This is a genomic window from Mesorhizobium sp. P160187 (assembly GCF_057766425.1).
Window position 1 is genome coordinate 617651 of the sequence record NZ_JBYMDX010000005.1, and the last position, 18301, is coordinate 635951.

Annotated in this window: 11 protein-coding genes; all 11 read left to right on the plus strand. The window is 63.2% G+C overall.

From position 1 onward, the window contains the following. Positions 1-99 precede the first annotated feature (99 nt). The 11 genes from AC3CCE_RS27680 (at position 100) to AC3CCE_RS27730 (ending at position 18250) form a co-directional block, all read left to right on the plus strand. Positions 100-1077 (plus strand): sugar ABC transporter substrate-binding protein, encoded by a 978-nt coding sequence (locus AC3CCE_RS27680; protein ID WP_081725578.1) that lies wholly within the window; start codon positions 100-102, stop codon positions 1075-1077. 150 nt (positions 1078-1227) lie between these two features. After that, positions 1228-2289, plus strand: a complete 1062-nt coding sequence (locus AC3CCE_RS27685; RefSeq protein WP_023670725.1) for an ABC transporter permease — start codon at positions 1228-1230, stop codon at positions 2287-2289. Beyond that, positions 2286-3068 (plus strand): ATP-binding cassette domain-containing protein, encoded by a 783-nt coding sequence (locus AC3CCE_RS27690; protein WP_023670726.1) that lies wholly within the window; start codon positions 2286-2288, stop codon positions 3066-3068. Before AC3CCE_RS27685 ends, AC3CCE_RS27690 begins: the two co-directional genes overlap by 4 nt. Before the next feature lie 140 nt (positions 3069-3208). Next, entirely contained in the window at positions 3209-5671 is a 2463-nt protein-coding gene (locus tag AC3CCE_RS27695; RefSeq protein WP_023715698.1) for a glycogen/starch/alpha-glucan phosphorylase, read from the plus strand. A gap of 70 nt (positions 5672-5741) precedes the next feature. Further along, positions 5742-7955 carry a 1,4-alpha-glucan branching protein GlgB gene (glgB, locus tag AC3CCE_RS27700; protein ID WP_352626083.1) on the plus strand — a complete coding sequence of 738 codons (2214 nt, stop codon included), beginning with the start codon at positions 5742-5744 and terminating at the stop codon, positions 7953-7955. Positions 7956-8038: 83 nt separating this feature from the next. Next, entirely contained in the window at positions 8039-9304 is a 1266-nt protein-coding gene (gene glgC, locus AC3CCE_RS27705; RefSeq protein WP_023715696.1) for a glucose-1-phosphate adenylyltransferase, read from the plus strand. Between the two features lie 19 nt (positions 9305-9323). Next, the gene (gene glgA / locus AC3CCE_RS27710) at positions 9324-10769 is read left to right on the plus strand and encodes a glycogen synthase GlgA (protein ID WP_023824220.1); all 1446 of its coding nucleotides are present in this window, start codon (positions 9324-9326) and stop codon (positions 10767-10769) included. Positions 10770-10772: 3 nt separating this feature from the next. Next, positions 10773-12401: an alpha-D-glucose phosphate-specific phosphoglucomutase gene (locus AC3CCE_RS27715; RefSeq protein WP_023754827.1), complete on the plus strand. Its 1629-nt coding sequence runs from the start codon at positions 10773-10775 to the stop codon at positions 12399-12401. A gap of 157 nt (positions 12402-12558) precedes the next feature. Beyond that, on the plus strand, positions 12559-14559 hold the full coding sequence (gene glgX / locus AC3CCE_RS27720; protein ID WP_352626084.1) for a glycogen debranching protein GlgX: 2001 nt from the start codon (positions 12559-12561) through the stop codon (positions 14557-14559). Further along, positions 14559-16208, plus strand: coding sequence for a beta-galactosidase BglA (gene bglA, locus AC3CCE_RS27725; RefSeq protein ID WP_352512839.1), 1650 nt, complete (start codon positions 14559-14561; stop codon positions 16206-16208). The genes glgX and bglA overlap by 1 nt, the downstream gene beginning before the upstream one ends. Before the next feature lie 449 nt (positions 16209-16657). Continuing rightward, positions 16658-18250, plus strand: coding sequence for a peptide ABC transporter substrate-binding protein (locus AC3CCE_RS27730; RefSeq protein WP_023670734.1), 1593 nt, complete (start codon positions 16658-16660; stop codon positions 18248-18250). Positions 18251-18301 lie beyond the last annotated feature (51 nt).

Here is an 18301-nt window from a genome sequence, read left to right on the forward strand (position 1 = left end):
AGATGCCGGTTGGCGGCATCCGCATGGTTCCATGGGAGGAAGATCGTGACCAAAGCTTTATTGAAGTCCACCGTGTTCGCCGCGGCGGGCCTCGGCCTGATGGCGTTTGCTTCGACAGCATCGGCCGCCGGCGTCGGCGCCTGCCTGATCACCAAGACCGACACCAACCCCTTCTTCGTCAAGATGAAGGAGGGCGCGACCGCCAAGGCCAAGGAACTTGGCGTCGACCTCAAGACCTATGCCGGCAAGATCGACGGCGACAGCGAGAGCCAGGTGGCGGCGATCGAAAGCTGCATCGCCGACGGCGCCAAGGGCATCCTGATCACCGCGTCCGACACCAAGGGCATCGTGCCGACGGTGAAGAAGGCGCGTGACGCCGGCCTGCTGGTGATCGCGCTCGATACCCCGCTGGACCCGATCGATGCCGCCGACGCGACCTTCGCGACGGACAATCTGGAAGCCGGCAAGCTGATCGGCGCCTGGGCAGCCGCGACCCTCGGCGACAAGGCCAAGGACGCCAAGATCGGTTTCCTCGACCTGACCCCCTCACAGCCGACCGTGGATGTGCTGCGCGACCAGGGCTTCATGATGGGCTTCGGCATCGACGTGAAGGATCCCAACAAGATCGGCGATGAGGACGATGCCCGCATCGTCGGCCACGACGTCACCAACGGCAATGAAGAAGGCGGCCGCAAGGCGATGGAAAACCTTCTGCAGAAGGACAACTCCATCACCGTCATCCACACCATCAACGAGCCCGCCGCTGTCGGCGCCTACCAGGCGCTCAAGGCGGTCGGTCTCGAAAGCCAGGTGCTGATCGTCTCGGTCGATGGCGGCTGCCCCGGCGTGAAGTCGGTGACCGAAGGCGTCATTGGCGCCACCTCGCAGCAATACCCGCTGCAGATGGCGGCACTCGGCATCGAGGCGATCGCCGCCTTCGCCAAGGACGGCGCCAAGCCGAAGCCGACCGAAGGCAAGAACTTCTTCGACACCGGCGTCAACCTCGTCACCGACAAGCCGGCCAATGGCGTGAAGTCGATCGACACCAAGGAAGGCCTCGCCAAGTGCTGGGGCTGATGGCTGCCTGACAGCCAGCGGCAAGCTGACGGCCGGGGGCTTGATCCCCGGCCGCTTCGGGTGGACGATGCGTCACGCGAATAATCCCGGCAGCAGACCGGACAGGCGCGAGCGGGTATCGGCATGGAGCTGAAGCCCAGGGGAGGAAACATGGCTCAAGCACAGGAATTCGAGAAGGTTCTCTCGAGCAGCGACACAAGCGTTGCCGCCTTTGACGAGCACAAATCGGCCGTCAAGCGCATCCAGCATTTCCTGCACTCCACGCCGGCGGCGGTGCCGCTGATTGTGCTGGTCCTGTCGATCGTAATTTTCGGCATCGCCATTGGCGGGCGTTTCTTCTCATCCTATACGCTGACGCTGATCCTGCAGCAGATCGCCATCGTCGGCATCCTCGGTGCCGCGCAGACACTGGTCATCCTGACCGCCGGCATCGACCTGTCGATCGGCGTGATCATGGTGATTTCGGCCGTGATCATGGGCAATTGCGCGGTCAGCTACGGCATGCCGGCCGTGCTCGCAGTGCCCATCGGGCTTGCCGCCGGCGCAGCCTGCGGCCTGCTTAACGGTTTGCTGGTCGCCTACATGAAGCTGCCGCCGTTCATCGTCACGCTCGGCACCTGGAACATCGTCATGGCGACCAACTTCATCTATTCGGCCAACGAGACGATCCGCGATACCGACGTCGACGCCCAGGCGCCGCTGCTGCATCTCTTTGCCCTGAGTTTCAAGATCGGCACGGCGGTGCTGACACTGGGCGTCATCGCCACGGTCGTGCTCGTTTTGATCCTCTGGTACGTGCTCAATCACACCGCCTGGGGCCGCCATGTCTACGCCGTTGGTGATGATCAGGAGGCGGCGAAGCTGTCTGGCATCCAGACCAAGAAGGTGTTGATGACGGTCTACACCCTTGCCGGGTTGATCGCAGCTTTCGCTGCCTGGGTTTCCATCGGCCGCAACGGCTCGATCTCACCGTCAGCCGCCGTCACTGACTACAACCTGCAGGCGATAACTGCGACGGTGATCGGCGGCATTTCACTGTTCGGCGGGCGCGGCTCAATTCTGGGCACGCTTTTCGGCGCGATGATCGTCGGTGTCGTCTCGATGGGCCTCAACATGCTGGGCGCCGATCCGCAATGGAAGGTGCTGCTCACCGGTGTGCTGATCATCGGCGCCGTGGCGATCGACCAATGGATCAGAAAGGTTTCGGCATGACCGTGGAACCCATCCTCACCGCGCGCGGCCTGATCAAGCGCTATGGCCGTGTCACCGCCCTCGACAATGCCGACTTCGACCTCTACCCCGGCGAAATCCTGGCCGTCATCGGAGACAATGGCGCCGGCAAATCATCGCTGATCAAGGCGATTTCCGGCGCCGCCGTGCCCGACGAAGGCGAGATCCGTCTTGAAGGCAAGGCTGTCGCTTTTAAATCGCCCATGGAGGCGCGCGAGGCGGGCATCGAGACGGTCTACCAAAACCTGGCTTTATCGCCGGCCCTGTCGATCGCCGACAACATGTTCCTCGGCCGCGAGATCCGCAAACCCGGCTTCCTCGGCGACTGGCTTCGCATGCTGGACCGGCCGGCAATGGAAAAGCGCGCCCGCGACAAGCTGACCGAGCTTGGCCTGATGACCATCCAGAACATCAGCCAGGCGGTGGAGACGCTGTCGGGTGGCCAGCGTCAGGGCGTGGCGGTGGCGCGCGCCGCCGCTTTCGGCAGCCGTGTGGTGATCATGGATGAGCCGACCGCGGCACTCGGCGTCAAGGAGAGCCGCCGCGTGCTGGAACTGATCCTCGACGTCAAGAAACGAGGCCTGCCGATCGTGCTGATCTCGCACAACATGCCGCATGTCTTCGAGGTTGCCGACCGCATCCATATCCATCGGCTGGGTCGCCGCCTCTGCGTCATCGATCCCAAGCAATATACCATGTCCGACGCCGTCGCCTTCATGACGGGAGCGAAGGTTCCGCCGGAGGCTGCACTCGCTGCCTGATCCGCTCGACGGATAAATTGCCGCAGGGGAACTGGCGGCATGCTGGTCTAAATCGATTGAACGTATGTTGCGATGCACTAGGATAGGCTGGGACTGAGAGCGAAAGCCGGTATGATCGCAGCACGATCACGAGAGGCAGTATGACGCGAACAATGACAGCCAAAGCCCCCGATCTCGAAATACCCGATCCCAAGACGCTGGCCGACGAAGTCTTGCTGGCTCTCAAATACCGGGTCGGCAAAGGCACCTCCGTTGCCACGCAATATGATTGGCTGACAGCCTCGATCAAGGTCGTGCGCGACCGCATCGTCGATCATTGGATGCAGGCGACGCAGGAGGCCTACGCCCAGCAGGAAAAGCGCGTCTATTACCTGTCGCTCGAATTCCTCATCGGCCGGCTTATGCGCGATGCCTTCTCCAATCTCGGCCTGATGGACAATATGCGAGAAGCGCTCAAGTCGCTGGGCGTCGACCTCGACCTCATCGCCGGGCTCGAACCGGATGCAGCGCTCGGCAATGGCGGTCTTGGCCGGCTCGCCGCCTGCTTCATGGAAAGCATGGCGACCGTCGACATTCCCGCGCATGGCTACGGCATCCGCTACGCCAACGGCATGTTCCGCCAGGAGATCCATGATGGCTGGCAGGTCGAACTGCCCGAAACCTGGCTCGACCACGGCAACCCTTGGGAGTTCGAGCGGCGGGAGCGTGCCTTCGAGGTCGGCTTCGGCGGCTCGGTGGAATCGATCACCTCCAAGGATGGCCGGCTGGAACGTCACGTCTGGAAGCCGACCGAGCATGTCCAGGCCGTCGCCTACGACACCCCGGTGGTTGGCTGGCGCGCCAACCGCGTCAACACGCTGCGGCTTTGGTCGGGCATGCCGGTCGATCCGATCCTGCTCGACAAGTTCAACGCCGGCGACCACATCGGCGCGCTGGCCGAAAGCAACAAGGCCGATGCCTTGTCGCGCGTGCTTTACCCCGCCGATTCCCACAAGGCCGGCCAGGAACTGCGGCTGCGGCAGGAATATTTCTTCTCCACCGCGTCGCTGCAGGACATCGTCCAGCGCCATCTCAGCCAGTATGGCGATCTCGCCTCGCTGCCCGACAAGGCAGCGATCCACCTCAATGACACCCATCCGGCGATCGCCGTGCCAGAGCTGATGCGCCTGCTGATGGACGTCCATGGCATGGATTTCGACCAGGCCTGGGACATCACCAAGCGCACCTTCGGCTACACCAACCACACGCTGCTGCCAGAAGCGCTGGAAAGCTGGCCGGTGCCGCTGTTCGAACGGCTTTTGCCGCGCCACATGCAGATCGTCTACGCCATCAATGCGCAGGTTTTGCTTGAGGCCCGCGCCACCAACCAGTTCTCCAATGAGCAGATCAGCCGCATCTCGCTGATCCAGGAAAATGGCGACCGCCGCGTGCGCATGGGTAACCTGGCCTTTGTCGGCTCGCACTCGATCAATGGCGTGTCGGCGTTGCACACCGAACTGATGAAGGAGACGGTGTTTGCCGATCTCCACAAGCTCTATCCCGATCGCATCAACAACAAGACCAACGGCATCACGCCACGGCGCTGGCTGATCCAGTGCAATCCAGGCCTCACCGCGCTCGCCCGCGCGGCGATCGGGGACCGTTTCCTCGACGACATCGACGCCATCAAGGGGCTCGAAGCCTTTGCCGGCGACGCCGCCTTCCGCGACAAGTTCGCCGCCGTCAAGCGCTCCAACAAGGTCAAGCTCGCCAATCTGGTCGCCGACCGGCTCGGCATCAAGCTCGACCCGTCGGCGCTGTTCGACATCCAGGTCAAGCGCATCCACGAATACAAGCGCCAACTGCTCAACATCCTGGAAGCGATCGCGCTCTACGACCAGATCCGCTCGCATCCCGAGCAGGACTGGATGCCGCGCGTCAAATTCTTCGGCGGCAAGGCGGCGCCCAGCTACCACAATGCCAAGCTGATCATCAAACTGGCCAACGACGTCGCCAAGGTCATCAACAGCGACCCGTCGGTGCGCGGTCTGCTGAAAGTGGTGTTCGTGCCGAACTACAATGTCAGCCTGGCCGAGGTGATGATGCCGGCAGCCGACCTGTCCGAGCAGATTTCGACTGCCGGCATGGAGGCGTCGGGCACCGGCAACATGAAGTTCGCGCTGAACGGCGCCTTGACCATAGGCACGCTCGACGGCGCCAATGTCGAGATCAAGGAATGCGTCGGCGACGACAACATCTTCATCTTCGGCCTGAGCACGGCGGAAGTCGCCGAGCGGCGCAGCAATGGCTACAACCCGCGCGCCGTGATCGAGGGCTCCCCTGAATTGGCGCAGGCTGTTGCCGCAGTATCGTCGGGCGTGTTCTCGCCCGACCAGCCGGATCGCTACCGCGAGCTGGTCGACGGTCTCTACAACAGCGACTGGTTCATGGTGGCGGCGGATTTCGACGCCTATGCCGCCGCCCAGCGCGATGTCGACGCCGTCTGGCGCAACAGCCCCGATTGGTACGCGCGCGCTATCCGCAACGTTGCCCGCGTCGGCTGGTTCTCTTCCGATCGCACGATCCGCCAATATGCGAAAGAAATCTGGAACGTGCCCGCCTGATATGATTGCATGAGGCCACGACAATGGGTCTTGTGCACAAGAACTGGTTCCCAGGGAGGGACACCGCCTGATGAAGAAACCGCGCGCGACCGCGACGACGAGCGGGTCGGACGGGCTGGCGTCAGCCGGCGATGTCGCCGCAATTGTTGCAGGCACGCATGGCGATCCTTTTGCAATCCTGGGCGTGCATGATGCCGGCAAGAGCCTGGTTGCCCGCTGCTTCGTCCCCAATGCCGAGTTCGTCACCGCATACACGCTGGCCGGCAAGAACGCCGGCGAACTCACGCGGCGCGACGACGCCGGTTTCTTCGAAGGCAGACTGTCGATCAAGAAGCGTCAGCCGCTGCGCTATCACGCCAAGAATGCCGGCGGCGACTGGTGGCTGACCGATCCCTATTCCTTCGGCCCGGTACTCGGCCCGATGGACGACTACTATATCGCGCAAGGGTCGCACCTCAGGCTGTTCGACAAGCTCGGCGCCCATCTCCTCGACCATGAAGGCGCGTCGGGCGTCCATTTCGCCGTCTGGGCGCCCAATGCAAGGCGCGTCTCCGTGGTCGGCGACTTCAACGAATGGGACGGCCGCCGCCATACGATGCGCGACCGCCGCGACACCGGCATCTGGGAACTGTTCATTCCCGATATCGGCGCCGGCCACCCCTATAAATACGAGATCATTGCCCCCGACGGCGTGCGCCTGCCGCTCAAGGCCGATCCGTTCGCCTTCAAGTCTGAATTACGCCCGGCCACAGCATCGGTGACGGCGGTGCCCCCGGCGCATGGATGGGGGGACGAAGCGCATCGCGCTTACTGGCGAAAGGCCGATCCGCGGCGGGAAGCCATATCGATCTACGAGGTCCATGCCGGTTCGTGGCAGCAGCACGATGATGGCAGCTTCCTGTCATGGGACGAACTCGCCAACCAGCTGATCCCCTATGCTGTCGAGACCGGCTTCACCCACATCGAGTTCCTGCCGATCTCCGAACATCCCTATGACCCGTCATGGGGTTATCAGACAACCGGACTTTATGCCCCCTCGGCGCGCTTCGGCGACCCCGACGGCTTCGCCCGTTTCGTCGACGGTGCGCACCGCGCCGGCGTCGGCGTCATCCTCGACTGGGTGCCGGCGCATTTCCCGGTCGACGCGCATGGCCTGGCCAATTTCGACGGCACAGCACTTTATGAGCATGCCGACCCGCGCAAGGGTTTTCATCCCGACTGGAACACCGCGATCTACAATTTCGGCCGCCGCGAGGTGGTGTCGTTCCTAGTCAACAATGCGCTGTTCTGGGCCGAGAAATACCATGTCGACGGTTTGCGCGTGGATGCAGTGGCCTCGATGCTCTACCTCGATTATTCGCGCAAGGCTGGCGAATGGATCCCCAACGAGAAAGGCGGCCGCGAAAACCTCGAAGCGGTGTCCTTCCTGCAGAAGATGAACAAGGAGGTCTACGGCCACCATCCCGGCGTGATGACCATCGCCGAGGAATCGACCTCATGGCCGAAGGTCTCGGCGCCGGTGCATGAAGGCGGGCTGGGCTTCGGCTTCAAATGGAACATGGGCTTCATGCACGACACGCTGGAGTATTTCGCCAGGGAGCCGATCTTCCGCAAGCACCACCACAACGACCTGACGTTCGGATTGACCTACGCTTTCTCCGAGAATTTCGTGCTGCCGCTGTCCCATGACGAGGTCGTGCACGGCAAGGGCACGCTGCTCGGCAAGATGGCCGGCGACGACTGGCAGAAGTTCGCGACTTTGCGCGCCTTTTACGCCTTCATGTGGGGGTATCCCGGCAAGAAGCTGTTGTTCATGGGCCAGGAATTCGCCCAGCGCCGCGAGTGGAGCGAGGCGCGCGCGCTCGACTGGAACCTGCTCGACTTCCACCCGCATCGCGGCGTCTGGCAGACGGTGCGCGACCTCAACTATCTCTATCGCTCGCGCCCGGCGCTGCATGCACGCGACTGCGAGCCGGACGGCTTCTCCTGGCTGATCGTCGACGACAAGGAAAACTCGGTCTTCGCCTGGCTGCGCAGCGCGCCCGGCGGCAACCCGATCGCCGTCATTTCCAACTTCACGCCAGTGCCGCGCGACAATTATCGCGTGCCATTGCCCAAGGTCGGCAAATGGCGCGAAATCATCAACACCGACGCTTCGGACTACGGTGGTTCGGGCAAGGGCAATGGCGGTGTGGTCGAAGCCGGGGCGGAAGGAGGAGGCATTTCGGCAACGATGCTTTTGCCGCCGCTGTCGACGATCATGCTTGAACTCGTTGCGGACTAGGTCCGTCAACTCGTTACGGATTAGGTCCGTCGACTCGTTGCGGACCGGGCGATGCTCCAGATTGGTAATTTGGGAGGGTAAAAATGGCAGACTTGAAGAGAACCCAGCCGCTGGCGCGCGATGCCATGGCCTATGTGCTGGCCGGCGGCCGCGGCAGCCGGCTCAAGGAATTGACCGACCGCCGCGCCAAGCCGGCTGTCTATTTCGGCGGCAAGACGCGCATCATCGATTTCGCGCTGTCCAATGCGCTGAATTCCGGCATCCGCCGCCTCGGTGTCGCCACCCAGTATAAGGCGCATTCGCTGATCCGCCACCTGCAGCGCGGCTGGAACTTCCTGCGCCCGGAGCGGAACGAAAGCTTCGACATCCTGCCGGCCTCCCAGCGTGTCTCGGAAACCCAGTGGTATGAAGGCACGGCCGACGCCGTCTACCAGAACATCGACATCATCGAGGCCTATGGCCCCGAATACATGGTCATCCTGGCCGGCGACCACATCTACAAGATGGACTACGAGCTGATGCTGCGCCAGCACGTCGATGCCAATGCCGATGTCACTGTCGGTTGCCTTGAAGTGCCGCGCTTGGAAGCGACCGGCTTCGGTGTCATGCATGTCGACGGCAAGGACAACATCATCGCCTTTGTCGAAAAGCCCGCCGACCCGCCCGGCATTCCCGACAAGCCGGAATTCGCGCTGGCCTCGATGGGCATCTATGTCTTCAAGACCAAGTTCCTGATGGAACAGCTGCGCCGCGATGCGGCCGAGCCGGGTTCGAGCCGCGACTTCGGCAAGGACATCATCCCCTACATCGTCCAGCACGGTAAGGCGATCGCGCACCGTTTCGCCAAGTCCTGCGTGCGCTCGACGGCCGAGAACGAAGCCTATTGGCGCGATGTCGGCACGGTCGACGCCTACTGGGAAGCCAATATCGACCTGACCGACATCACTCCCGAACTCGACCTCTACGACCGCGACTGGCCGATCTGGACCTATGCCGAATTGAAGCCGCCGGCAAAGTTCGTGCATGACGAGGATGGCCGGCGCGGTTCGGCCGTCTCCTCGCTGGTCTCAGGCGACTGCATCGTCTCGGGTGCTTCGCTGAAGCGCAGTCTGATCTTCACCGGCGCGCGCATCAACTCCTATTCGACGCTGGAAGAGGTCGTCATGCTGCCCGACGTTCATGTCGGCCGGAACGCAAAGTTGAAGCGCGTCGTCATCGACCACGGTGTAAGGATACCGGAAGGGCTGGTGGTTGGCGAAGACCCTGTTCTCGACGCCAAGCGTTTCCGGGTTTCGGAAAAGGGCATCTGCCTGGTCACGCAGGACATGATCGACAAGCTGAAGCTGTAAGACGGGGTACCATAAACGCATGCAGGTTCTGTCGGTCACGCCCGAGATATTCCCGCTGATCAAGACCGGCGGACTTGCCGACGTGACCGGCGCATTGCCGATCGCGCTGGCCGCCAGGGGCGTGACCATGCGCACGCTCATCCCCGGCTTTCCCCAGGTGATGGACGCCTTCAAGAAAAAGAAGGCTGTCTACCAATACCCGCTGCTGCAGGGCGGCAAGGCTTCGGTCCATGCCGTCAAGATCGCCGGGCTCGACCTGTTCGTGCTCGACGCGCCGCATCTCTACGATCGTCCCGGCGGCCCTTACGGCAATGCGGCCGGCGCCGATTGGCCCGACAATTGGCGGCGTTTTGCTGCGCTGAGCCAGGTCGGTGGCGATATCGCCGGCGGCGCCATTTCCGGCTACCAGCCGGATCTCGTCCACGCCCATGACTGGCAGTCGGCGATGACGCTGGCCTATATGCGCTACGGCAAGGCGGTCGGCGTGCCGTCGCTGATCACGGTTCACAACCTTGCCTTCCAGGGTCAGTTCGGCGCCGGCATTTTTGGCGAGCTCGGCTTGCCGGCCGCGGCGATGGTGCTCGACGGCGTAGAATACTATGGCGGCGTCGGCTTCCTCAAGGCCGGCCTGCAGGCGGCCTGGGCGATCACCACGGTGAGCCCCACCTATGCCCAGGAAATCCGCTCGCCGGAATTCGGCATGGGCCTCGACGGCCTGATCAACATGCGCTCTTCCGACCTCTACGGCATCGTCAACGGCATCGACACCGACATCTGGAACCCGGAGACCGACAAGCATCTGGTGTCGGCCTACTCCGCCGCGACGCTCAAGGCTCGGCTTCCCAACCGGGCGGTTGTCGAGGACCGCTTCAGCCTCGAGCGCGACGACAGTCCGATCGTCTGCGTCGTCAGCCGGCTGACCTGGCAGAAGGGCATGGACATACTGGCGGCTGTGGTCGACGGCGTCGTCGCCACCGGCGCGCGGCTGGCGATCCTCGGCTCAGGCGACGCCGGCCTGGAAGGCGCGCTGCTGGCTGCCACCGCCCGCCATCGCGGCCGTGTCGGCGTCGTCGTCGGCTATGACGAGGGGCTTTCCCACACCATGCAGGGCGGCTGCGACGCCATCGTCATCCCGTCGCGCTTCGAGCCTTGCGGGCTGACCCAGCTTTACGGCCTACGCTATGGCTGCGTGCCGGTCGTCGCCCGCACCGGCGGCCTTGCCGACACCATCATCGACGCCAATGAAGCAGCGATCTCGGCCGGTGTCGCCACCGGCTTCCAGTTCGCGCCCAATAGTGGCGGCGCCATGCTGCACGCCATCCGCCGGCTGGTCGATGCGCATTCGAGCCCGGCCGTCTGGGAACAGATCCAGCGCCAGGGCATGAAGGCCGATGTCTCCTGGGACAAGAGCGCCGACAAATACGTTGAACTCTACCGCCTGCTGCTTTCGAAAAGGGTTGCCTGAAGCATGATCCGGACCGTCGCCACCAAACCCTATCTCGACCAGAAACCCGGCACGTCCGGCCTGCGCAAGAAGGTGCCTGTCTTTCAGCAGGAGCACTATGCCGAGAACTTCATCCAGTCGATCTTCGACGCGCTGGAGGGCTTTGAGGGCAAGACGCTGGTGATCGGCGGCGACGGCCGCTTCTACAACCGCGAGGTCATCCAGAACGCCATCGCCATGGCGGCGGCCAACGGCTTCGGCAAGGTGATGGTCGGGCAGGGCGGCATATTGTCGACGCCGGCGGCGTCGCATGTCATCCGCAAATACAAGACCTTCGGCGGCATCATCCTGTCGGCCAGTCACAATCCTGGCGGCCCGCACGAGGATTTCGGCATCAAGTACAATGCCGGCAATGGCGGCCCGGCGCCGGAAAAGCTGACCGACGCGATCTTCGAAAAGACCAAGACGATTTCGAGCTTCAAGACCGCCGACATCGACCAGATCGACATCGACAAGATCGGCACGGTGACCGCCGGCGGCATGGCGGTCGAGATTATCGACCCGGTCACCGACTATGCCGAATTGATGGAGAGCCTGTTCGACTTCGACGCCATCCGCGCCAATTTCAAATACGGCTTCCGCATGCGCTTCGACGCCATGCATGCGGTCACCGGGCCGTATGCCAAGGAAATCCTCGAGCGCCGGCTCGGCGCGGAGAATGGCACCTGCCGCAACTACAAGCCGCTGCCGGATTTTGGCGGCCATCACCCGGATCCGAACCTGGTCCACGCCAAGCATCTCTATGACGAGATGATGGGACCGGATGCGCCCGATTTCGGCGCCGCTTCCGACGGCGACGGCGACCGCAACTTGATCATCGGCAAGGGCATTTTCGTCACCCCGTCGGATTCGGTGGCCATGCTTGCCGCCAATGCGCAGTTGGCGCCGGGCTACAAGGACGGCCTCAAAGGCATCGCCCGCTCGATGCCGACCAGCGGCGCGGCAGACCGCGTCGCCGAAAAGCTCGGCATCGGCATCTACGAAACGCCGACCGGTTGGAAGTTCTTCGGCAATCTGCTCGATGCCGGCATGGCAACGATCTGCGGCGAGGAAAGCGCCGGCACCGGCTCGAACCATGTCCGTGAAAAGGACGGGCTGTGGGCGGTGCTGTTGTGGCTGAACATCCTGGCCGTGCGCGGCGAAAGCTGCAAGGACGTCGTCACCGAACATTGGGCGACCTACGGCCGCAATTACTATTCACGTCATGACTATGAGGAGGTCGAAACCGAGCGCGCCAACGCCCTGGTCGACGAGTTGCGCGCCAAGCTGACCTCGCTGCCCGGCACCAGCGTGCGCGGCCTGAAGATCGCCAATGCCGACGACTTCGCCTATCACGATCCGGTCGACGGTTCGGTGAGCAAGAACCAGGGCATCCGCATCCTGTTCGAAGGCGGCTCGCGTGTCGTGTTTCGTTTGTCCGGCACCGGCACGTCGGGTGCTACGCTGCGCGTCTACATCGAGCGCTACGAGCCGGACAGAGCGCGGCATGATCTCGACACGCAAGAGGCGCTCGCCGACCTGATCGCGGCTGCCGATGATATCGCCGGGATCAAGAGCCACACCGGGCGCAACAAGCCGAGCGTGATTACTTGAGGGTGGTGACGTCTTTACCCTCGCCCTTGTGGGGAGGGTCGATCCGCGCAGCGGATCGGGTTGGGGGTGCTCGTAAAGCGCTTTCCCCGCGCCGACCCCCACCCCGCTCACTTCGTTCGCGACCCTCCCCACAAGGGGGAGGGTGGAGGATGCGCCGATGACCCAGCTCGGCGCAACGGTCACTCCCGAAGGCATCCGCTTCGCCGCCTGGTCGTCGTCCGCGCGGCGCCTGTGGGTGTCGATCTTCGACGACACCGGCGCCCGTGAAATCGACCGGCTCGAACTTCAGCCGGAAGGCGAGAGCGTCCATGCGCTGTTCGTCGCCGGCCTTGCCGCGGGTACGCGCTACGGCTTTCGCGCCGACGGCGAATATGCGCCGGAGCGCGGGCTGTGGTTCGATCCCGACAAGCTGCTCACCGATCCCTACGCCGTCGAGATCGACCGGCCCTACCAGCATCATTGGCGGCTTGCCGCCCGGCGCAACGAAGGCGCCGACACCGCGCCACTGATGCCGAAGACCATCGCGCGGGCTCAACCGAAGCCGCTGCCGGCCAAGCCGCCTTTGTTCCAGCCAGGCGGCCTGATCTACGAACTCAACGTCCGCTCCTTCACCAGGCTGCATCCGGACGTGCCCGAAGCGCAGCGCGGCACCATTGCAGCCCTTGCCCATCCGGCTATCGTCGAACATCTCAAGAAGATCGGCGTCTCCGCCGTTGAGCTGATGCCCGTAACGGCATGGGTCGATGAGCGCCATTTGCCGCCGCTGGGCCTCAGCAATGCCTGGGGCTACAACCCAGTCACCTTCATGGCGCTCGACCCGCGCCTGGCGCCCGGCGGCCTCGCCGAGTTGCGCGATACTGTGGGGGTGCTGCGCAGGGTTGGCATTGGCACCATCCTCGATCTCGTCTTCAATCATACCGGCGAAAGTGACCGGCTCGGGCCGACGCTGTCGCTGCGCGGCCTCGACAATCAAGCCTACTACCGTAGCGAGCCGGACGGCAGGTTGGCCAACGATACCGGCACCGGCAATACCATTGCCTGCGACCATCCGGTCGTTCGCGACATGGTACTCGACACGCTGCGCCATTTCATCCGCCATGCCGGCGTCGACGGTTTCCGCTTCGACCTGACGCCGGTCCTCGGCCGCGTCGCTGGCGTATTCGATCCGGCGGCCCCGTTGCTCGAGACCATCGCTGGCGATCCTCTGCTTGCCGATAGGGTGCTGATCGCCGAGCCGTGGGACATCGGCCCGAATGGCTATCAGCTCGGCAATTTCCGGCCGCCTTACCTCGAATGGAACGACCGCTACCGCGACGACGTCAGGCGCTTCTGGCGCGGCGATGCCGGCGCGGTCGGTGCGCTGGCGACAAGGCTCGCCGGCTCCTCCGATGTGTTCGGCAGGGAGGGCCAATCCGCCAGCCGCACGGTCAACTTCATCGCCGCACACGATGGCATGACGCTGGCCGATATCGTCGCCTATGAAGCCAAACACAACCAGGCCAATGGCGAGAAGAACCGCGACGGCCACAATGAGAACCTGTCCTGGAACAACGGCGTCGAGGGCGAAACCTCGGACAAGGCGATTGCCGAGGCCCGTTCCCATGATCGCTTCGCGCTGCTCGCCACTCTGTTTGCCTCGCGCGGCACCATTATGCTGACGGCGGGCGATGAATTCGGCCGCACGCAAGGGGGCAACAACAACGCCTATGCGCAGGACAACGCCATCACCTGGCTCGACTGGGCCGGGCGCGACGTCGGGCTGGAAGCCCATGTGTCCGCGCTCGCAGCTCTGCGCGGCGCGGTGCCGGCGCTTTCCGATACGCGCTTCCTGACCGGAGAGCCGCCGGCCGGTTCTGAAACGCCCGACGTCGCCTGGCTGACCGAGACCGGCGCGCCGCTCAGCGAAGCCGACTGGAACGATGGCTCGCGCCATCGCCTCGTCATGCTGCTCGGCGATGGCGGGGAAGGCCGCCTGGCTGTGATCGTCAATGGCGATCGCCGCCAATGCGTCTTCACGCTGCCCGCGCGGCAAGGGTTTGAATGGCAGCCGGCTGTTGAAGCGCAAGCGGTCGACCTCGCGTGGCCGCTGCCCGGCCGCAGTGTCAGTTTCATGATCGAGCGCCGGACCGCAAAGGCCCGCGCCAGGAAGGGTCCGTGATGGCCGACGACAATGCCCAGCCGGGACCCGAACAGAGCGCCGACTGGTGGCGCGGCTGCGTCATCTACCAGATCTATCCTCGCTCCTTCCAGGACACCACCGGCGACGGCAGCGGCGACCTCTCAGGCATCACCTCACGGCTGGCGCACGTCGCCTCGCTCGGCGTCGACGCCGTCTGGCTGTCGCCCTTCTTCAAATCGCCAATGGCCGATATGGGCTACGACGTCTCCGACTATCAGGCGGTCGATCCGATGTTCGGCACGCTCGACGACTTTGACGCGCTGGTTGCCGAGGCGCACAGGCTCGGCCTGAAGGTGATCATCGATCAGGTGTTGTCGCACTCCTCCGACAAGCACGAATGGTTTGTAGAGAGCCGTGCCAGCAAGGATAATCCCAAGGCTGACTGGTATGTCTGGGCCGACACCAGGCCGGACGGCAACGCGCCCAACAACTGGCTGTCGGTCTTCGGCGGCCCGGCCTGGGAGTGGGACGCGACCCGCCGGCAATACTACATGCACAATTTCCTCGCCTCGCAGCCGGACCTCAACTTCCACAATCCTGAGGTTAAAGACGCGTTGTTGCAGACGGTGCGGTTCTGGCTCGAGCGCGGCGTCGACGGCTTCCGCCTGGATACGGTCAACTACTATGTCCATGACCGCTGGCTGCGCAGCAACCCGCCGCTGGCGTCGAGCGTCGCCGGCACCAACGGCGAAACCAACACCTATCTCTTCCAGGAGCACCTGTTCGACAAGACGCAACCGGAAAACCTCGATTTCCTCAGGCGCTTCCGCGCTTTGCTCGACGAATATGACGGCCGCGCCAGTGTCGGCGAGGTCGGCGACGAAGGCCGCTCGCTGCAGACGCTGGCCGCCTACACATCCGGCGGCGACAAGCTCAACATGTGCTACACTTTCGACCTGCTCGGCCCGCAATTCTCAGCCGCCCATGTGCGCGGCTGCGTCGAGGCCTTCGAGGCAGCTGTCGCCGACGGCTGGGTCTGCTGGGCGTTCTCCAACCACGATGTCGTGCGCCATGTCAGCCGCTGGACGCGGCCGGGCGGCGATCCAGATGCGGTGGCGACATTCGCTATCGCTTTGCTCTCCTGCCTGCGGGGCTCGATCTGTCTCTACCAAGGCGAAGAGCTTGGGCTGGAGGAGGCGGAACTGACCTTCGAGGATCTGCGCGATCCCGTCGGCATCCGTTTCTGGCCGGGGGTCAAAGGCAGGGACGGCTGCCGCACACCGATGGTCTGGGAGGCGGGCGCCGACAATGCCGGTTTTTCCTCGGGAAAACCCTGGCTGCCGGTGCCGGAAAGCCACCGCGCTCGGGCGGCCGATATCCAGAACGCCGACGACAAGTCCGTGCTCGCCGGCTACCGGACGATGCTCGCCTTGCGCAAGGCGCATCTGGCGCTGGTCAAGGGCCCGATCCGCTTTCTCGATACCGACGGCGATGTCCTTGCCTTCATCCGGCAGGGCGAGGACGAGATATTGCTCTGCGTCTTCAATTTCGCCGACAAGCCGGCCGACTGGCGGCTGCCGCCGGATCTCCAGCTTGTCGAGGCGATCGCTCTGGGTGGCGGTGCCGTCCTGCAGGAGGAGGGGCTGTTGCTGCCGGCCCTGGGCTGGTTTGTCGGCAAGGTAGGCTGATCTTTCAGGGACGCCGTCCGGCTTCAAAAAAGATCGTGTCCGCATGCAACCGTGCCGAGTGATCCGCGCAACGTCACCGGCGCCACGTTTTCCATTTTCGGGCTTCTTAGGTACTTTCGTTGAGCTTGGCCACGAACTGCATTCCTGGAATGTTTCCAGATGGTTGCGCTAATGACAACTGCTGAGGGCAAAACCCAAAGTTACAGGACAACCACAAGCTGCACCCAACTGGATCTTGTAATATAGATTAGCTATGGCTGGTTTAAGGTGAGGATGCTCACTTAGCGTCAAGCAAGACTCGGTTGAAATAATATTTCCGTCTGTCTAGTCTCCTGCCACCAGCTGCCGGAACGGGAACCGGCGGCGCGCTCGAAGGGGCCAGAAATCGGTTCCGGGGCGTCAACACTCGTAAGGCGCAGCCGATGGGCAGCGCCACAGGGAGAGACTTCATGCTGAAAAATATGCTGAAGGCGACGCTTGTCGCCGCGACCATGACCTTTGCCGCAGGCACGTTCCTGACGCCGGCCCTTGCCGAGACCGTCTATAACAGAGGCAGCGCCGCCGAAGCGGAGACGGTCGATCCGCACAAGACCTCGACCGTCTACGAAGCCGATATCATACGCGACCTGTTCCAGGGACTGGTCATGCACGATCAGAAGACGAACCTCATCCCGGGCGCCGCCGAAAGCTGGACGGTATCTGATGACGGCACCGTCTACACCTTCAAGCTGCGCAAGGACGGCTTGTGGTCGGATGGCAGCCCGGTGACGGCGGACGACTTCGTCTATTCCTTCCGTAGGCTGGAGGATCCGGCGACCGCCGCCGAATACGCTTCCATGCTCTATCCCGTGAAGAACGCCGAGGAAGTCAACACCAAGAAAGGCAAGCCCGAGGACATGGGCGTCAAGGCGATCGACGCCAACACCCTGGAAGTGACGCTGAAGGCGCCGACGCCATACTTCCTGGAGATGCTGACCCACCAGGCTACCTACCCGGTCAACAAGGCCTCGATCGACAAGCTCGGCGCCGACTGGATCAAGGCGGGCAATCTCGTTTCGAACGGCGCCTATACGCTGGCCGAGTGGATTCCCAACGACCACATGAAGCTGGTCAAGAATCCGAAATTCTGGGATGCCGCGACCGTCAAGATGGACGTCGTCAACTACATCCCGACCGAAGACCGCTCATCGGCGATGAAGCGCTTCGAGGCCGGCGAACTCGACAGCTACGGCGACTTGCCGACCGAACAGCTCGCTGACCTCAAGACCAAGTTCGGCGATCAGGTCCGTGTCGGACCGTATCTCGGCACCTACTATTACGCGATCAAGACCGACAAGGCACCGTGGGACAATGTCGAGCTGCGCAACGCCATCTCGATGGCGATCGACCGCGACTTCCTGGCCGAAAAGGTCTGGCAGAATTCCATGCTGCCTGGCTATTCGATGGTGCCTCCGGGCATCGCCGGCTACACGCCGGCAATGGCCAAATACGCCGACATGCCGCAGATCGACCGCGAGGACGCCGCCAAGAAGATCCTTGAGAAACTCGGCTATACGCCCGAGCATCCGCTGAAGATGGAGATCCGCTACAACACCTCGGAAAACCACAAGAACACCGCGGTTGCCATCCAGGAACAGTTGAAGCCGCTTGGCGTCGAGATCACGCTGCTCAACACCGATACCAAGACCCACTATTCCTTCCTCGAGCAGAAGGGCAACTACGACGTGGCGCGTGCCGCCTGGATCGCCGACTACAAGGATCCCGAGACCTTCCTCGGCATCACCCGCAAGGCCAGCGGCAACAACTATTCGAACTACGTCAGCCCGGCATATGAGGCGGCCATGGACAAGGCCGCGGCTGCCGGCGGCAAGCCGGAAGAGCGCATGAAGGACCTCACTGAGGCCGAGCGCATCCTTGTCGATGACGTCGGCAACATTCCGCTTCTCTACTACAGCTTCCACGATATCGTTTCCTCGAAGCTGCATGGCTTCGATGACAATGTGATGGACATCCATCCGTCCCGCTTCGTCTCCAAGGACTGATAATCATCCTTGACTGGACCGCCGCGCCCCATTTGGGCGCGGCGGACTGGT